The sequence below is a fragment of the Micromonospora sp. NPDC047527 genome (assembly GCF_040643015.1).
Classification (GTDB): domain Bacteria; phylum Actinomycetota; class Actinomycetes; order Mycobacteriales; family Micromonosporaceae; genus Micromonospora.
On record NZ_JBEYTK010000004.1, the window covers coordinates 531,714 to 548,307 of the forward strand.

Sequence of the window (16,594 nt, forward strand, 5' to 3'; positions counted from 1 at the left end):
GTGAACACCGCGTGCCGGAGGCGAGGTCGGGGTAACAGGGGTGCCATGACACACGAGCAGAGCGACCAGGAGCGGGTGGAGTCCCGCGCACACCTGCTACCCGAAGAGGCGGCGGTGGGCAGCGACGACCCGGAGGCGCAGGCGGACGCCATCCTCACCGAATCGGACATCCGCGAGGCGGACCAGAACGCGGCCCCCGACACGGTGCTGGAGCGCCGTACCTCGGATCAGACCGTGGCCGTCGAGCCTCCCGACTGATCGGCCGCGCCGCGCGCCCGACGTGACCCCCGGTACGTCTGCTCCCGCAGCCAGGCCAGCGGGCCGGCCGCCCGCAGCTCGGGTGGCAGGTTGCGCACCGGGTCGAAGGCGAGCGCGGCATCCTCCCGGGCGCTGAGCTGGGCACCGATGCTGAGCTGTCCGACCGGCCGCCACGGCCCCACGGCGGACGCGACCGCGAGCACCAGTCGCGGCGCGTCCGTCCGGGCCGAGGCGGCCACCGAGGCCAGGCTGCGGCCGAGGTCGGCCGACTCGGGGTCGGCCAACGCGGCCAGCCAGAGCCGGCGCGGACCCACCCGGTAACACATGATCGTGCTGTACGTCCCGCTGAAGCGCCGCCGGGGCAGCGGGAGGGTCCGCAGCACCGGGGCGGCGCCGCTGGAGCTGACGAGCAGGTCGAACGGTGCGCCGGTGTCGAGGTGCACCCGCAGCGCCAGGCCCAGCACGTCCGGCCAACCGCCGGGCGTGGGCGTGCCCTTGGAGAGCCGCACCGTGCCCCCGTACCGGCCGGGGTCGTCCAGCAGGCCGACCCCGGTGGGCGGTCCGGGCGTACCCCAGATCGTCACCTCGGCGACGAACGACGCACCGGCCGGATGCAGCAGCCGGCCGCGGCGCAGCCGGCCGAGCGCGGCGCTGGCGCGTTCGACGGCGGTGGCGGCCAGCCCGGCGGCCCGGCGCCTGGGTGAGGTGGCGGTCGGCGGGGTCATGCCCCTCCGGTACCCCGACCGGCGGGCTCGATGCGGGCGGCTCGCCGGCCGACCACACGTCACCTTTCCGCCCGCGAGATCGGATAGCGTCGTGGCATGCCCGACAGTGGTTACCCCTGGCCCATCGAGACGTCCCGACTGGACAACGGCCTGCGTGTGGTGGTGAGCGAGGACCGCACAGCACCCGCCGTGGCCGTCAATCTGTGGTACGACGTCGGCTCCCGACACGAGCCGGAGGGGCAAACCGGTTTCGCCCACCTCTTCGAGCACCTGATGTTCGAGGGCTCGGTGAACGTGGCCAAGACCGAGCACATGAAGCTGATTCAGGGCTCCGGCGGCTCACTCAACGCCACCACCAACCCGGACCGGACCAACTACTTCGAGACGGTCCCGGCCGAGCACCTGGAGTTGGCGCTCTGGCTGGAAGCCGACCGGATGGGTGGCCTGGTCCCCGCGCTCACCCAGGAGACCCTGGACAACCAGCGTGACGTGGTGAAGAACGAGCGTCGGCAGCGCTACGAGAACGTCCCGTACGGGGACGCGTGGCTGCGGCTGCTGCCGCTGCTCTACCCGCCGGGGCACCCGTACCACCACTCGACGATCGGCTCGATGGCCGACCTGAACGCCGCTGACCTCGCCACCTTCCAGGCGTTCCACGAGATGTACTACGCGCCGAACAACGCGGTGCTCACCGTCGTCGGCGACGCCCAGGCCGCCGAGGTGTTCGCGCTGGCCGACAAGTACTTCGGGGCGTTGCCCGCCCGCGACGACATCCCGCCCGCGCCGGACGGTCGGACCGTCCCGGCGACCGGCAAGCCCGCCGTGGAGACCGTGACCGCCGAAGTGCCGGCGCCGCGCGTCTACATCGCCCACCGTGGCCACCCGTTCGGCAGCCCCGGGTACGACGTGCTCACCGTGCTCGCCACCGTGCTCGGCAGCGGCCGGGGCAGCCGCCTCTACCAGCGGCTCGCCGACGGGGAACGGATCGCCCAGCCGGACCTGGTCGGCGCGTACGGGGTGGACCTGGCACACGCGCCGGCGCCGCTGATCGCCACCGCCACCGCCCGCCCCGGCGTCAGCGCCGAACGGCTCACCGAAGGGCTGGCCGAGGTCGTCGACGAGCTGGCCACCGTGCCGGTGACCGCCGCCGAACTGGACCGGGCGAAGGCGTTGCTGAGCACCGCGTGGTGGCGGCAGATGTCGACGGTGGACGGTCGGGCGGACACGCTCGGCCGGTACGCCACCCAGTTCGGCGACCCCGCGCGGGCCGCCGACCGGCTGCCCTCCTGGCTCGCGGTGACCGCCGAGCAGATCGCCGAGACCGCCGCCGAGGTGCTCGGCGCCGCCGACCGGGTGACCCTGACCTACCTGCCCGAGGAGACCGCATGACGCTGATCGCCGACCGTCCCGGCCCGGGTGCCGCTCGCCCGTACCGGTTCCCGCCGGTGGTCCGCCGCACGGTGGCCGGCGGCCAGGTGGTCGCCGCGCACCTGCCCGGGCAGAACCTCGCCGTCGCGCTGCTGCTGCTCGACGCCGGCGCCGCCCGGGAGTCGACCGGCAAGGAGGGGCTGGGCGGGGTGCTGGCCAAGGCGTTGGAGGAGGGCACCGCGCAGCGGGACGCCACCTCGTACGCGCTGGCCATCGAGGCGCTCGGCACCGAGCTGGTGACCGGGCTGGACTGGGACTCGTTCCAGGTCAGCGTCCAGGTCCCGGTGGACCGGTTGACCGCCGCGGTGCAGTTGCTCGCCGAGGCCGTCCGGACGCCCCGGCTGGATCCGGCCGACGTCCGGCGGGTCCGCGACGACGAGGCCACCGCGCTGCGGATGGACTGGGCCAACCCGGGGCCGCGCGCCGACGCAGCGCTCCGCGCGGACCTGTACGGCCCGGACAACCGGTGGGGCCGACCGATGTACGGGGACCCGGACTCGGTGGCCAGCCTGGACGTGGAGGACGTCACGGTCTTCCACTCCGAGTGGTTCCTGCGGCCCGGCACCCTGATCGTCGCCGGTGACCTCGACCGGATCGACCTGGACGCGCTGGCCGGCGCGGCTTTCGCCGGCACCGGCGGTGGCCCGGCCGAGCGGGGCGGCCCGATCGAGGTGCCGCTGCACACCGGCCGGCGGATCATCCTGGTGGACCGGCCCGGCTCGGTGCAGTCGACGCTGCGGCTCGGTCACCCGTCGCCGCACCGGGCGCACCCCGACCATGTGCCGATGACGTTGGCCGGCACGGTGCTCGGCGGGGCGTTCACCTCCCGCCTCAACCACCTGATCCGTGAGGTGCGTGGCTACACGTACGGCATCCGGGGCGAGTTCGCCTCGTCCCGACGGTTCGGCCGGTTCGCGGTCAGCTCCGGGGTGCAGACCGCGGTCACCGCGCCGGCCCTGGTCGAGGCAGTGGGGGAGATCACGCGTACCCAGGCGGGGGGAGTGACCGAGGACGAGCTGGCGGTGGCGCGCTCCTGGCGGGCCGGTCAGCTCTCGGTCGAGTTGCAGAGCCCGCGGGCCATCGCCTCCGCGCTGACCACGCTGGTGGTGCACGACCTGCCGGACGACTATCACGCCCAGTTGCGGGAGGCCCTGCTCTCCGCCGACGTGGCCCAGGTCTCCGCAGCGGCGGCGACCCACCTGCACCCCGACGCGATGACCCTGGTCATCGAGGGCGACGCCGCGCTCATCCGAGACGACCTAACAGCAGCAGCCCTAGGAGACCTGATCCCCTAACCCCCGGCCGGGCCCTCCCCGCCCGGATCTCCCGTTGATCATGAAGTTGTTGTCACTCGGCGCGGCGTGTCGTGACATTAACTTCATGATCAACGGGGGTGGGCGGTGGGTGGGGCCGGGCGGGGATGGGGTGTGATGCGGGACGCGGGCGGTGGGAAAGGGCTCCCGGTTGTGCGGGTGGGCTGGGTAGCCTCGCGAGATGAGGATCGGCATTGTGGGGGCCACCGGCCAGGTCGGTGGCGTAATGCGGCAGGTGCTGGCGGAACGGGAGTTCCCGGCGGATCAGGTGCGATTGTTCGCGTCAGCGCGATCCGCCGGCCGTACGCTGCCATGGCGTGACGGCGAGGTGACCGTCGAGGACGCCACCACCGCGGACTACGCGGGGCTGGACATCGTGCTCTTCTCGGCTGGTAAGGGCACCGCCAAGGAGCTTGCGCCCCGGGTCGCCGAGACCGGCGCCGTGGTGATCGACAACTCCTCGGCATTCCGCACTGACCCGCAGGTGCCGCTGGTGGTCGCCGAGGTCAACCCGCACGCCGCCGCCGACCGCCCGAAGGGCATCATCGCCAACCCCAACTGCACCACCATGGCCGCGATGCCGGTGCTGCGCCCACTGCACGCCGAGGCGGGCCTGGTGGCGCTGGTCGTCTCGACGTACCAGGCGGTCTCCGGTGCCGGGCTGGCCGGCGTCGCCGAGCTTGACGAGCAGGTCCGCAAGGTCGCCGAACACGCGGCCGGGCTCGCCTTCGACGGGTCGGCCGTGGAATTCCCCGCGCCGCGCTCGTTCTCCGAGCCGATCGCCTTCAACGTGCTCCCGCTCGCCGGCTCGATCGTCGACGACGGCTCGTTCGAGACCGACGAGGAGCAGAAGCTGCGCAACGAGAGCCGCAAGATCCTGGAGATCCCCGACCTGAAGGTGTCCGGCACCTGCGTCCGGGTGCCGGTCTTCACCGGCCACTCGCTCCAGATCAACGCCCGGTTCGCCCGGCCGCTCACCCCGCAGCGAGCCCACGAACTGCTCGCCGACGCCCCCGGCGTCGCGTTGACCGCGGTGCCGACGCCGTTGCAGGCAGCCGGGCAGGACCCGACCTACGTGGGACGGATCCGCGCCGACGAGACCGTCGAGTACGGGCTGGCGCTGTTCTGCTCCAACGACAACCTCCGCAAGGGCGCCGCTCTCAACGCGGTGCAGCTCGCCGAACTGGTCGCTGCCGAGCGCCGCTGACCTGCCGCTGGACGGCGTTGAGCCGTCGCTGACCGTCACCGTCAGCCGAGGCCCCCGCCGGAAACGGCGGGGGCCTCGGCGGTGCTGGGCTGTCGCCGTTTTCGACGGACCTCGGCGGTGCTGGCCGTCGTCGTTCTGGGCGGGGGCGTCGGCGGTGCTGGCCGTCGCCGTCGAGCAGCGCTGGCCCGTCGTCGTCCCGGTGGCACGCCCGGGTGGGTGCCTCGGTCCGGGGTCCCGGGCTGGGCGGGCGCGGGACGCCTCCGGTCGTGCTTGGATGGACGGAGCCGACCGTGCCACCTGGAGGAACCCGTGCCGGATGATCGCACCCAGCAGTCGCTGACCGACCTGATCGCCGGCCGTTCGATGGGCGTGCTGGCGACGATCAAGCGCGACGGTCGGCCACAGATGTCCACCGTGGTCTACTCGTTCGACCGGGAGGCGGGCCTGATCCGGGTGTCCGTCACCGACGGCCGGGCCAAGACCGCCAACCTGCGTCGGGACCCACGCGCGAGCTTCCACGTCGGCAGCGAGGACGGCTGGGCGTACGCGGTGGTCGAGGGGCGCGCCGAGTTGACCGCCCTGTCGGCTGACCTCGGCGACGCCACCGTCGAGGAGTTGGTGGGGCTCTACCGGTCACTGCGCGGCGAGCACCCGGACTGGGACGACTATCGCCGGGCCATGGTCGCCGAGCGGCGGCTGGTGCTGCGCCTGCACGTGGAGCGGGTCTACGGGATGCCGCCGCGCGCCTGACCGGCCGATCGGCGCCGGCCACGGCAGTTGCCACTCGACTCCCCGGGTCAGCCCGGGTCGATCACGGTCACCCCGGGCCAGCGCTGCGCGGGCCGGTGCCGGGCCAACCGCTGCCGGGACCGGGCCACGTCCACCCGGGCCGGATTGTGCCGCCACACACCGTTGAGCAGATCCCCCAGGCCGTACGGGGCGCAGACCTCGAACCGCCCGGCAGGGCCCAGCCGGACGGCCACGGCGGTGGCATACTCCGGCCAGGTGGCGATCGCCTCGGCGACGCTGCGGTACGGGGCGATGGGGTCGCCGCCGAACTTTGTCGCGTACCACGTGTGCACCGCCGCCTGGTTGCGCGCCTGCCACCGCGGTTCGGGCCAGGCCGCCGCGAGTCGGGCGGTGGCGCGGTTGTCGTCGTCACGGCTCAGCCTGGTCGGGTCGAAGAAGACCACGTCCACGTCGCGGACCGTCGCCGGGTCGAACCCGTCGCCGTACCGTTCGCCCCACACCAGGTCGCGGAGGGCGCCCGCGCCGATCCAGGCGTCCGGCAGGCCGGAGTCGCGAACCACGGTCAGCGCCTGGGTCAGCCACTCGTTGCCGGTGACCAACTCCCGCAGCTCACGCTCACCAGTGGTCATCCGACCACGGTAGGCGCGCACCGCCACGCACGCGTTACCCTGCCCCGGGCGGCGGGTAGACGGGCCGTGCCGACACCGAGAGGGGAGCACCATGACAACGGTCGGAGAGTTCATGACGACCCGGTTGGTGACGATGGACGGCAACGACACGCTGACTGCCGCCGCGCAGGAGATGCGCGACAGCGCGATTGGTGACGTGGTGGTGACCGACGGCGACAGTGTGGTCGGTATCGTCACGGACCGGGACATCACGGTCCGGGGTGTCGCGGAGAACATGGATCCGGGCTCGACCCGGCTGAACGAGATCACCAGCCGGGATGTGATCACCGTGAGCCAGTACGACGACGCGGTGTCCGCCGCGGACCTGATGCGCACCTACGCCGTACGCCGGTTGCCGGTAATCGAGGACGGGCGCCTGATCGGCCTGGTTTCGATGGGCGACCTCGCGGTCGAGCGTGAACCGCAGTCGGTGCTGGCCGACATCAGCGCCGACGACCCGAACAACTGACCGTCCACCGCGGGCGCGCCGGCTCTCCCCATGCGGGGAGGGCCGGCGTTGTCGCCTCTGGCCGCCCCGCCCGGCGTTTCACCCGATCCGGGCGAGGTTGACCGCGCGGCCGGCGGGGACCCGGGTGGGGACGTGCAACGCCGGCCGTGCGCGAAGCGAGCGCGCCGGGTGGGATCCCGACCCGGCCGACTGGGGAGGAGTGGACCCGATGGTGGACGCGACCACAAGGTTCTTCGAGGACCTGAACCGGCGGGGGTACGAGCCCCTGCTGGCAAAGACGTCCGGGACACTGCGGATCGACCTGCAGGAGGGGGCACAGACCCGACACTGGCTGCTGGCGATCGACCACGGTCGGCTGAACGTGACTCAGGACGACCGGGAGGCCGACACGGTGGTCGGGACCAGCCCGGCGCTGTTCGAGGACATCGTCTCCGGCCGCGAGCACGGCCTGGCCGCCCTGTTTCGCGGTGACGTGACGGTGTCGGGTGACGCCCGACTGGTGGTGCAGGTGGAGCGGATCTTCCCCGGGCCGCCGGATGCCCAAGGGCCGCGTCGCCGCTTCGTGGGGGAGGCGCACTGATGGGACAGAGCAACACGGTCCGGATCCTCGACGGCAACACGTTCGTCGTCTGCGAGGACACCGGTGACATCGAGGCGACGCCGAGCGAGCCGACCGGGCTTTTCTCCCTCGACACCCGGTTCCTGTCCACCTGGGTGCTGACCGTGAACGGTGAGCGGCTCAACTCGCTCTCCTTCGACGACCTCCAGTACTTCGAGTCGAGGTTCTTCCTCGTCCCGGGGATGGCCACGCACTACGTGGACGCGAAGCTGTCGATCATCCGCGAGCGCGCGGTCGGCGGCAGCTTCCGGGAGCATCTCACCATCCTCAACCACGACGAGAGACCGGTGGACCTGGAAATACGGATGGAGGCCGCGTCCGACTTCGCCGACCTGTTCCAGGTCAAGGACGAGATCCTGAACAAGAAGGGCGAGATCTACACCGAGGTCGAAGCGGAGCAGTTGCGGTTGGGCTACCGGCGGGGCAACTTCCGCCGGGAGACGGTCATCTCCTCGTCGATCGCGGCCCGGTACGACAGCAAGGGGTTCGCGTACACCGTGCACCTGGAGCCCAACGAACAGTGGAAAACCGCGATCGACGTCAAGACCCACGCGGTCGGACCCGGCGGTCGGGACCTGCGGATGGGGCTTCGAATCCATGGCAACGAGCGGCTCGCCCTCCAGCACGACCTGGAGCAGTGGATCGCGGACGCACCCAAGGTCAACAGTGAGCACGGTCGAGTGTCGGCCACCTACCGGCGCAGCCTCATCGACCTGGCGGCGCTGCGCTTCTCGCCGCTGTCGCTGGGCGGCGCCACCCTGCCCGCCGCCGGCCTGCCCTGGTTCATGACCATGTTCGGCCGGGACAGCATTCTCACCTGCCTGCAGACGCTGCCGTTCACCCCGCAGCTGTCGAAGACGACCCTGCGCATCCTGGCGTCCCTGCAGGGCAGCCGCTTCGACGACTTCCGGGACGAGGACCCGGGGCGGATCCTGCACGAGATGCGCTACGGGGAAACCGCGGCCTTCGAGGAGCAGCCGCACACGCCGTACTACGGCTCGGTGGACGCGACGCCCTTGTTCGTCGTGCTGCTCGACGAGTACGAGCGGTGGTCCGGCGACGCCGCCCTGGTCAAGGAGTTGGAGCGGGAGTCCCGGGCAGCGCTGCGGTGGATCGACAGCTACGCCGACCTGGTCGGCAGCGGCTACATCTGGTACGAGCGGCGCAACACCGAGACGGGCCTGGAGAACCAGTGCTGGAAGGACTCCTGGGACTCGATCTCCTACTCCGACGGGACGCTGCCGCCCTTCCCCCGCGCCACCTGCGAGGTGCAGGGGTACGCGTACGACGCGAAGATCCGCGGGGCGCGGCTGGCCCGGGAGTTCTGGGACGACCCGAAGTTCGCCGAGGAGTTGGAGCGGGAGGCGGCGGAGCTGAAGGAGCGGTTCAACCGGGACTGGTGGGTCGCCGAGGGCGGATACTACGCGCTCGCCCTGGACCCGGACGGCCGCCAGTGTGACGTCCTCAGCTCCAACATCGGGCACCTGTTGTGGAGCGGGATCGTCGATCCCGCGCGGGCGGAGCAGGTCGCGCAACACCTGGTGGGACCTCGTCTCTTCTCCGGCTGGGGCGTCCGGACCCTGGCCGAGGGGGAGGCCCGGTACAACCCGATCGGCTACCACAACGGCACGATCTGGCCGTTCGACAACTCCTTCATCGCCTGGGGTCTGCGCCGGTACGGGTTCGCCGAGGAGGCCGCGACCATCGCCAACGGCATGCTGGACGCGGCCACGTACTTCGACGGGCGACTGCCGGAGGCGTTCGGCGGCTACCCGCGGGAGCTGACGAAGTTCCCGGTGGAGTATCCGACGGCGTGCAGCCCTCAGGCGTGGTCGACCGGTACGCCGCTGCTGTTGCTGCGGACCATGCTCGGCCTGGAGCCCCACGAGGGGCACCTGGCGGTCGAGCCACGGCTGCCGGTGGGGATGGGCCGCATCGAGGTGCTGGACATCCCGGGCCGGTGGGGTCGGGTGGACGCGTTCGCGCGGGGTCGGCTCGACCTGAACAACCTCGCCGACTGAGCCACCAGTCACGAACCGGCGGCGGCGCGAGCAACCCGCGCCGCCGCCGCCCGCCACCCAGCCGACCCACAGTCGGGCACGGTAGATTCTGCGAATGCCGGAGCTCGTGTACCCGCCCGTTATCGCCACCGCCAAGACGCTGTTCCGGGTCCTCGACCTGAAGATCAATATTGAGGGCGCCCACCACGTACCCCGCACCGGCGGGGCGGTGTTGGCCAGCAACCACGTCAGCTACCTCGACTTCATCTTCGCGGGCCTCGGTGCGAACCCGTCGGGTCGGCTGGTCCGGTTCATGGCCAAGCACTCGGTCTTCGAGCACCGGATCGGCGGGCCGTTGATGCGCGGGATGAAGCACATTCCGGTGGACCGTGAGGCCGGCGCGGCATCGTTCCGCGCGGCGGTGGACGCGCTCAAGCGCGGCGAGGTGGTCGGCGTCTTCCCGGAGGCCACGATCAGCCGGTCGTTCACGGTCAAGGAGCTCAAGAGCGGCACCGTCCGGATGGCCCGTTCGGCGAAGGTGCCGGTGCTGCCGGTCGCGGTGTGGGGCACTCAGCGGCTCTGGACGAAGGGTCGCCCGCGCACGCTTACCCGTCGGCACACGCCGATCACGATCCTGGTGGGCGAGCCGATCGAGCCGGCCGACTTCCGGGATCCGAACGTGCTGGCCGCCGAGCTGACGACCCGGCTCACGGCGCTCGTCGACCGGGCCCAGCGGGAGTACCCGGACGCGCCGGCCGGCCCGGACGACACCTGGTGGCTGCCGGCGCACCTGGGCGGCAGCGCCCCGACGCCGGAGGAGGCCGCCGCCATGGACGCCGCCGGAGAGCGCCGCACGCCTAGCGTCTGAGCGGCCGGCTCGGTGACCAGATCGTTCCGCAACCGGGCATGATGGTGTCTGCCGCCGCGGCGGCCGCCCGGCCAGGATCGGTGTCATGAGCAGAGCAGCACTCATCGTGATCGACGTCCAGGAATCGTTCCGGCAGCGCCCGATCTGGGCGCACGGCTCCAACCCCGACCTCGTCGGGCAGGTCGACCGGCTGGTCACCGCCGCCCGCGAGCGCGGCGACCTAGTGGTCTGGGTCCTGCACGCCGAGCCCGGCACGGGCGGCTTGTTCGACCCGGCGCGGGGCTATGTCCGCCTCCTCGACGGGCTGGCGCCGGTCGAGGGTGAGCCGAGGCTGGTGAAGACCGCGCACAACGCGTTCACCACCACCAACCTCCAGCAGCTGCTCACCCTGGCCGGTGTGTACGACCTCACCGTCTGTGGCATCCGTACCGAGCAGTGCGTCGAGACCACCACGAGGGTGGGCGCGGACCTCGGCTACCGGATGACCTTCGTCACCGACGCCACGCTGACCTTCCCCATCGCGCACTGGGACATGCCGGAGACGGCGACCGTCGAGGAGATCCTCGCCGACCCGCGCACCCTGACCGTCGAGGAGATCGTCACCCGCACCGAGTACGCGTTGGCCGGCCGCTTCGCGGCCATCCGTACCGTCGACGAGGTGACCGGCGCGACCCTCGCCGGCGCCCGGGGCTGACCCGATGACCCGGGTCGTCTTCCTGCTGGTCCCGCAGTTGCACCTGCTGGACCTCGCCGGGCCGGCCCAGGTCTTCTCCAGCGCCGCCGATCTCGGCTACGACTACCGGCTGCACTACGTGGCCGAGCGGGAGCAGGTGCCCACCGTGCAGGGCGTACCCCTGGTCGCCGAGACCCGGTGGCCCGAGCTGACGCCGGACGACCTGCTGATCGTGCCCGGCTGGCGGCCGGCGGCGCACGGCCCGCAGGGGCCGGTGTCGCCGGTCGACCTGCGGCGCCTGGCCGACCATCACGCATCCGGTGGCACCGTGGCCAGCGTCTGCGCCGGCGCGTACGCGCTGGGTCGCGCCGGGTTGCTCGACGGCCGGCGCTGCACGACCCACCACGAGGTGCAGGACGACCTGGCCCGCCGGTATCCGGCGGCCCGGGTGGCCCGCGACGTGCTGTACGTGGTCGACGACCGCGTGGTCACCTCGGCCGGCATCGCCAGCGGCATCGATGTGGCGCTGCACCTGGTGGCGACCCGGCACGGCCCGGCCACCGCTGCCCGGATCGCCCGCACGCTTGTCGTCTACGCCCGGCGCAACGGGCACGAGCCGCAGGCCAGCGCCATGATGCGACACCGCTTCCACCTGTCCGACGCGGTGCACCGCGTGCAGGACGTGATCGACACCCGGTACGCCGAGCCCCTGCCGTTGGCCGAGCTGGCCACCGCCGGTGGCGTGGCGGAGCGGACACTGACCCGGCTGTTCCGTGCGGCCACCGGGCTCACCCCGCTCGGCTACCAGCAGTCGCTGCGGGTGGAACGCGCCGAGCACCTGATCGGGCACGGCGCGACGGTGGAGGCCGCCGCGCGCACCGTCGGCTTCACCGACGCCCGGATGCTGCGCCGCCTGCGAACCCGTCCCAGGAGCTCGAATCCGGCCCCGAGCGGTAGTAGTCGTCCCGGGAGCGGAACTCCACCGGCAGTGAACCGGGCAGGGTGATCCGGGTCTCCCCGGCGAGCAACGCGGGGCCGGCCCGCAGCAGCAACACGTCGCGCTCCTGCGCCGAGAGGTCCACGAGCTCCGGGCGGGTGAGCCGGAACAGGGCCACCGCCCGGCGGATCTGCCGGGCCAGCGCGATGAGCTCACCGAATGACCCGCCGAGGGCCAGCGCCGGCTGCTGGATGGTGCGCAGCGCGTCGCAGACGATCAGCAACTCCGCCGGATCGGTCGGCGCGAGCTCCAGCCGGGACGGCCACTGCCAGCGGACCTGCCCGGTCATCAGGCCGGTCAGCCGGCTCCCGGGCCGGGACCGGGGCGTGTTGTCGCCGGCGACCAGGGACAGCTGGGAGCCGGTGCCCACCCAGCAGATCCGCTGGTCGGTGACAGTCACCGAGACCGCGCCGGGAAGCTGCCAGCCGAGCCGCGCGTCCGTCGGCCCGAGCAGATAGCCGGCAACCAACAGCCGGTGCCGGCCGAGCACCTTCTCACCGGGCAGCGGGCGCATGTCGTAGTGCCGGTCCAGAACCGGACCCGCATCGTCGTCCGGTGCGTCGAACCGGTGTGGACCGATGAAGAAGGGGGACGCGTCGGTATGCATCGTCACGACCTCCCGGTCAGCTGGCTGTGCGTCTGAGCCTCGCGGATCACGGGGCCACTGTCATGACGGTCGTTAGGGGGTCGGCCGGTCGTGCATCGCCTGTGACCGGTAGATGCCGATCTCCTCCGGGCGGACTAGCCCGTCCTCGATCGCACGGGCGAGCAGCGCCGCCTTTGTGGCGGCCGGTCGCCCCGCACGGGTGTACTTGATCCGCGCACGGTCCACGTACTGCTTCACGGTGTGCTCGCTGATCCGCATCCGCCGGGCCACCGACGCCTTCGACATCGACTGGAACCAGAGCAGCAGCGCCTCACGCTCCTTGTCGGACAGCACGGGTCGGTCCGGCCTCGGATCACCGACCATCGCGCCGGCCAGCGCCGGTGGCACGTACGGACGGTCGCTCGCCGCCGCCAACACGGTCTCCACGCAGTGTTCCCGGCCCTCGTGTTTGGCCAGGAACGCCACCGCCCCGGCGTCCAGCGCGGCGAGCATCGTCTCCGGATCGGTGTGCTCCGAGTAGACGACCACCCGCCGGCCGGCGGCACTCAACTCGGCCAGCTTGTCCAGCGCCATCCGGCCGTGCAGCCGCAGGTCGAGCAGGACGACGTCGGCGTCCGGCGCCGCGCGCAGCACCTCGTCCGGGTCGTCGCCGGTGGCCAGCACGGTCAGACGCGGCTCGGAGGCCAGCCAGGCGCGGACCCCGTCGACGACCACCGGGTGGTCGTCGACGATCGCCACCCCGACCGGCCGGTCGCCGGTCACTTCCGCCACCGGGTCTGCGCCCATCTGATGTCCCCGTCCCGTTCGTAGAGGTGCTGTACCGGCCCGTGGTCGTACTCCCCGGGCGGTGGGCCGGTCGCCTCCGGCCCTTCCTTGTCCGGCGTGACCAGGCTGATCACCACCTCGTCGGGGCCGGAGACGACGGTCAGCCGAGCCCATCCCTGGGCGTCGGCCAGGTGCCCGGCGAGCGGGTCGGCCAGCCGACGGCGGATCTCGACCGGCAGCGGCGGCGGACTGCCGATGGTGACCAGGTCGATCGGTAGCCCGTTGCGTTCAGCCAGGTCGGCGGCGGCCCGCAGCTCGTGCAGCAGCGGGTCGGGCACGTCGTCGGACTCGGCGATCATGCGGCGTAATCGGGCCGCCGCCAGGACGCACCGCCGCTGCACCTCCGGGTCGTCCGGGTCGGCCGTGCCGTCGGCCAGCTCACCGAGCACCCGCCCGGCCGCCGCGCCGGCCAGGGCGAGCCGGTCGCGGCGCTCCCGACGGCCCCGCTCGGCGGCGGCCCGTTCGGCGGCCATCGTGTGCATCGCGGTGGCCGTGGCGGCCCGGTCCCGGGCCAACCCGACGATCGTCGTGCCGCCCACGAAGACCGCCACCTGGAGGGAGAAGGTGCCGTAGACGTACATGGTGAAGCGGGCCAGGTCGGCGGTGCCGGGGCCGTGGGCGAGGACGGCGACCAGCGCGATAAACGTGTGCGCGGTCAGGAGCGCGATTAGCCCGACGACCCGGCGGCCCCACAGCATGAGCACGAAGAACCAGCCGAGCGTGCTCCACACCCAGTTGGGGGCGCCGAACAGGTGCTGTTCACCGACCGCGGCGAAGACCGCCGCGTCGGCGGCGAGCAGCAGCCCGGCGAGCGGCCACGGCGGCAGCGGCGTACCCCGCAGCAGCAGGATGCCGGCCGCCGCGCCGGCCACGGCGACCAGCCCCCAACAGCCGAGCACGACCGCCGGCGCGGCGAACTCCGTGCGTACGCCCAGCACCGCCGGGAGCCCGATCGCGACATGCCAGGCCCACGCGATGCCGACGACAACGATCCGGGCACCTCGGTCCGAGGCCCGCGCCACGGCCGCCGGCGCGGCGAGCGCCGCCGCCTCCCGGGGCTCCGACGCCGTGCCGTACTGCTGCTGGGGGGCCGGTGCCGCGCGGGTGGCGGCGCGGTCCGTTGGGACATCGAGGTCAGCCGACACCGGGCCACTCCAGTCGGATCCGGGTGCCCGCACCGGGCGCGGAACGCACCTCGGCCCGCCCGCCGACCGCCGCCATCCGGCCGTGGATCGACTCGCGCAGCCCGTACCGGTGCGGTGGGACGGTGGCCGGGTCGAACCCGGGGCCGTCGTCGACGACCTCGGCCACGACGGCTACCGCGTCGCGGGTCAGCCGCAGCGTGGCCCACGCGCCTGGCGCGTGCCGATCCACGTTGGACAGCGCCGCGTAGGCGCTCTCGGTGATCGCGTCGGCCACCCCGGCGGGCACCGCGCACGCCGCCAGGTCCATGCTCACCCGCAGGTCGGGCAGCCGGTCGGGCACCGTCCGCAGGCGACCGTCGAGGGACACCGGGCCGTCGCCGGGCGCCGGGCCGCTGTCGGTCAACGCGACGAGGGTACGCAGGTCGGCCGCGCACCGGTCGCGGAAAGCGGCGGACGGACCGGCCACCGCGCCGAGCCCCACCATCGTCAGCGTGCCGAGCACGGTGTCGTGCAGGTCGCGATTCTGCTGGCGCTCCGCCTCCCGGGCCGTCCGGGCGACCAACGCCTCCCGGGTCAGCCGCTGGTGCTCGGCGAACGCCTGGTCCGCCCGCCCGATCCGGCGGCGCATCACCGTCGTCATCAGGGCCGTGACGGCCGTCTGCACCACCAGGGTCGTGGCGTGCGCCCGCGCCTCGGTGAGGTTGCCGGCCGCCTGTGTGCCGACGACGTACGTGGCGGTGACCAGCAGCCCGGCCGGGACCGACCAGCGGGGGAGGGCGGTGGCCTGGGCGTTGATCACCGTGGTGCTGGCCAGGACCGCGATCCAACTGCCCTCGCCGGGCAGCACCTCGGGTGCCACCAGCCGGGGGATGAGCAGGCAGGCCGCCGCGGTGATCGCGACGTCACCGGCGACCAGGGCCGGGGTGATGCCGTGGCGCAGCGCGCGGAGGCCGTACCAGAGCGACCAGCCGGTCAGCACGGCCACGGCGGGCCACAGCAGGGCCGGCTCGACCGGTGGGGTACGCACCGACAGCGCCACCGCCGCACCGACCAGCCCACAGGTTAGTCGCAGCAGCGCGGGCAACGTGGTGAAGATGAGACCGAACGCGCCACCCGCCGGATTGTCCAGCGCGGGAGGCGGCACGGTCGGGGCGGCTGACGCCGGCATCGGGAGGTGTCCTTCCGACAACGACCCGGTCCGGGTCCGCGCGGCGGAGATCGACATCGGAGAATAGCATGGCGGACTGTGAGTGTTCACCCACTGTCCGCATGGTGTCTCTTTATCGTGACGCTCCGCTGTCAGGGCTGGTGCTGATCTCGCCCGATTGCCGTACAAGGTCGGTCACGCCGCCGCCGGGCGTCCCCGAGGGGAACCCGATGCCGCCACCGCCCGTCCGAACGTGGTGGCGGCGAGATGGAGGGTCGGGATGCGCTCGGGTCGAACGGCACTGACGGCGGCTCTGCTCGGTGTGGCACTGAGCGGCTGTGCGGGCACCGGCGCCGGGCCGAACGGAGTGGACGATCCCGGCCCCGCCCAGATCGCGGACAGGTGGACCTCCTGCGCCGAGGCCGCGCCCCAGGCCGGCACCGTGCTGCCCGCCCCACCAGCACCGGACAGGTCGGCGTCCCCGGCCCCGGAAGGTTTGGCGTCCCCGACCCCGACCGAGCCGGCGGTCGGACGGATCGACCCCGCGTTCACCCCGGTCGCCGCCGTGCTCTGCGGCCGGGAGATCCGGCCCGGTCCCGGTGGCGGCCAGGAGCAGGTGGCCACCGAACGACGCGCCGACGAGATCGCGTCGCTGGTCGCCGCGCTGCGACTGCCGGACCAGCGGGCGGACAGGGACGTCGCCTGCACCCTCGACCTGCTCGTGCCGCCCTGGCTGGCCCTGCTCGACGAGCAGGGTCGCTGGCTGCGGCCGTACCTGCCGATGGACTCCTGCCGTAAACCTCGCGCGGAGGTGCGCGCGGCGTTGGACGGGCTGCGCCTGACCACGGCCGCGCTGCTCGGGCCGATCTGAGCCAGCACCCCGATCTCTCGCCGG

Annotated in this window: 18 protein-coding genes; 12 read left to right on the plus strand and 6 right to left on the minus strand. The window is 72.7% G+C overall.

Going from position 1 to position 16,594, the window contains the following annotated elements:
* Positions 1-45 precede the first annotated feature (45 nt).
* A complete protein-coding gene (locus ABZ808_RS19145; RefSeq protein ID WP_357007957.1) occupies positions 46-258 on the plus strand; it encodes a hypothetical protein in 213 nt (70 codons plus the stop codon).
* Here ABZ808_RS19145 and ABZ808_RS19150 read toward each other — a convergent pair.
* Positions 228-983: a phosphodiesterase gene (locus ABZ808_RS19150; protein ID WP_357007958.1), complete on the minus strand. Its 756-nt coding sequence runs from the start codon at positions 981-983 to the stop codon at positions 228-230. The genes ABZ808_RS19145 and ABZ808_RS19150 overlap by 31 nt on opposite strands.
* A gap of 96 nt (positions 984-1,079) precedes the next feature.
* On the opposite strand from ABZ808_RS19150, the gene ABZ808_RS19155 reads away from it, so the two are divergent.
* From ABZ808_RS19155 to ABZ808_RS19170, 4 genes are all read left to right on the plus strand, one after another.
* Positions 1,080-2,372: a pitrilysin family protein gene (locus ABZ808_RS19155; protein ID WP_357007960.1), complete on the plus strand. Its 1,293-nt coding sequence runs from the start codon at positions 1,080-1,082 to the stop codon at positions 2,370-2,372.
* Positions 2,369-3,706 (plus strand): pitrilysin family protein, encoded by a 1,338-nt coding sequence (locus ABZ808_RS19160; RefSeq protein WP_357007963.1) that lies wholly within the window; start codon positions 2,369-2,371, stop codon positions 3,704-3,706. Before ABZ808_RS19155 ends, ABZ808_RS19160 begins: the two co-directional genes overlap by 4 nt.
* Positions 3,707-3,905: 199 nt before the next feature.
* Positions 3,906-4,931 (plus strand): aspartate-semialdehyde dehydrogenase, encoded by a 1,026-nt coding sequence (locus ABZ808_RS19165; RefSeq protein WP_357007965.1) that lies wholly within the window; start codon positions 3,906-3,908, stop codon positions 4,929-4,931.
* A 309-nt stretch (positions 4,932-5,240) separates the two neighbouring features.
* Complete coding sequence (locus ABZ808_RS19170) at positions 5,241-5,681, plus strand: PPOX class F420-dependent oxidoreductase (protein ID WP_357007967.1); 441 nt, start codon at positions 5,241-5,243, stop codon at positions 5,679-5,681.
* A gap of 47 nt (positions 5,682-5,728) precedes the next feature.
* Here the strand turns inward: ABZ808_RS19170 and ABZ808_RS19175 are convergent, their stop codons facing one another.
* Positions 5,729-6,310, minus strand: coding sequence for a nucleotidyltransferase family protein (locus ABZ808_RS19175; RefSeq protein WP_357007970.1), 582 nt, complete (start codon positions 6,308-6,310; stop codon positions 5,729-5,731).
* A 91-nt stretch (positions 6,311-6,401) separates the two neighbouring features.
* Here ABZ808_RS19175 and ABZ808_RS19180 point away from each other — a divergent pair, with 91 nt between their 5' ends.
* From ABZ808_RS19180 to ABZ808_RS19205, 6 genes are all read left to right on the plus strand, one after another.
* Positions 6,402-6,818, plus strand: a complete 417-nt coding sequence (locus tag ABZ808_RS19180) for a CBS domain-containing protein (RefSeq protein ID WP_357007972.1) — start codon at positions 6,402-6,404, stop codon at positions 6,816-6,818.
* 208 nt (positions 6,819-7,026) lie between these two features.
* Complete coding sequence (locus tag ABZ808_RS19185; protein ID WP_357007974.1) at positions 7,027-7,398, plus strand: SCP2 sterol-binding domain-containing protein; 372 nt, start codon at positions 7,027-7,029, stop codon at positions 7,396-7,398.
* The gene (locus ABZ808_RS19190; protein ID WP_357007977.1) at positions 7,398-9,458 is read left to right on the plus strand and encodes a glycogen debranching N-terminal domain-containing protein; all 2,061 of its coding nucleotides are present in this window, start codon (positions 7,398-7,400) and stop codon (positions 9,456-9,458) included. The genes ABZ808_RS19185 and ABZ808_RS19190 overlap by 1 nt, the downstream gene beginning before the upstream one ends.
* Before the next feature lie 94 nt (positions 9,459-9,552).
* Positions 9,553-10,305: a lysophospholipid acyltransferase family protein gene (locus tag ABZ808_RS19195; RefSeq protein WP_357007980.1), complete on the plus strand. Its 753-nt coding sequence runs from the start codon at positions 9,553-9,555 to the stop codon at positions 10,303-10,305.
* A gap of 85 nt (positions 10,306-10,390) precedes the next feature.
* Positions 10,391-10,999, plus strand: a complete 609-nt coding sequence (locus ABZ808_RS19200) for an isochorismatase family protein (protein WP_357007983.1) — start codon at positions 10,391-10,393, stop codon at positions 10,997-10,999.
* Positions 11,000-11,003: 4 nt separating this feature from the next.
* Positions 11,004-11,984 carry a DJ-1/PfpI family protein gene (locus ABZ808_RS19205; protein WP_357007985.1) on the plus strand — a complete coding sequence of 327 codons (981 nt, stop codon included), beginning with the start codon at positions 11,004-11,006 and terminating at the stop codon, positions 11,982-11,984.
* Here ABZ808_RS19205 and ABZ808_RS19210 read toward each other — a convergent pair.
* The 4 genes from ABZ808_RS19210 to ABZ808_RS19225 form a co-directional block, all read right to left on the minus strand.
* A complete protein-coding gene (locus tag ABZ808_RS19210; protein ID WP_357007987.1) occupies positions 11,866-12,582 on the minus strand; it encodes a hypothetical protein in 717 nt (238 codons plus the stop codon). The two genes, ABZ808_RS19205 and ABZ808_RS19210, sit on opposite strands and share 119 nt — an antisense overlap.
* A 72-nt stretch (positions 12,583-12,654) precedes the next feature.
* Positions 12,655-13,368 (minus strand): response regulator transcription factor, encoded by a 714-nt coding sequence (locus tag ABZ808_RS19215; RefSeq protein WP_357007989.1) that lies wholly within the window; start codon positions 13,366-13,368, stop codon positions 12,655-12,657.
* The gene (locus tag ABZ808_RS19220; protein WP_357007991.1) at positions 13,341-14,552 is read right to left on the minus strand and encodes a hypothetical protein; all 1,212 of its coding nucleotides are present in this window, start codon (positions 14,550-14,552) and stop codon (positions 13,341-13,343) included. Before ABZ808_RS19220 ends, ABZ808_RS19215 begins: the two co-directional genes overlap by 28 nt.
* A complete protein-coding gene (locus tag ABZ808_RS19225) occupies positions 14,542-15,720 on the minus strand; it encodes an ATP-binding protein (protein WP_357007994.1) in 1,179 nt (392 codons plus the stop codon). The genes ABZ808_RS19220 and ABZ808_RS19225 overlap by 11 nt, the downstream gene beginning before the upstream one ends.
* 259 nt (positions 15,721-15,979) lie before the next feature.
* Between ABZ808_RS19225 and ABZ808_RS19230 the strand changes: the two genes are divergently transcribed.
* The gene (locus tag ABZ808_RS19230; RefSeq protein WP_357007997.1) at positions 15,980-16,570 is read left to right on the plus strand and encodes a hypothetical protein; all 591 of its coding nucleotides are present in this window, start codon (positions 15,980-15,982) and stop codon (positions 16,568-16,570) included.
* The last annotated feature ends 24 nt before the right edge of the window (positions 16,571-16,594 follow it).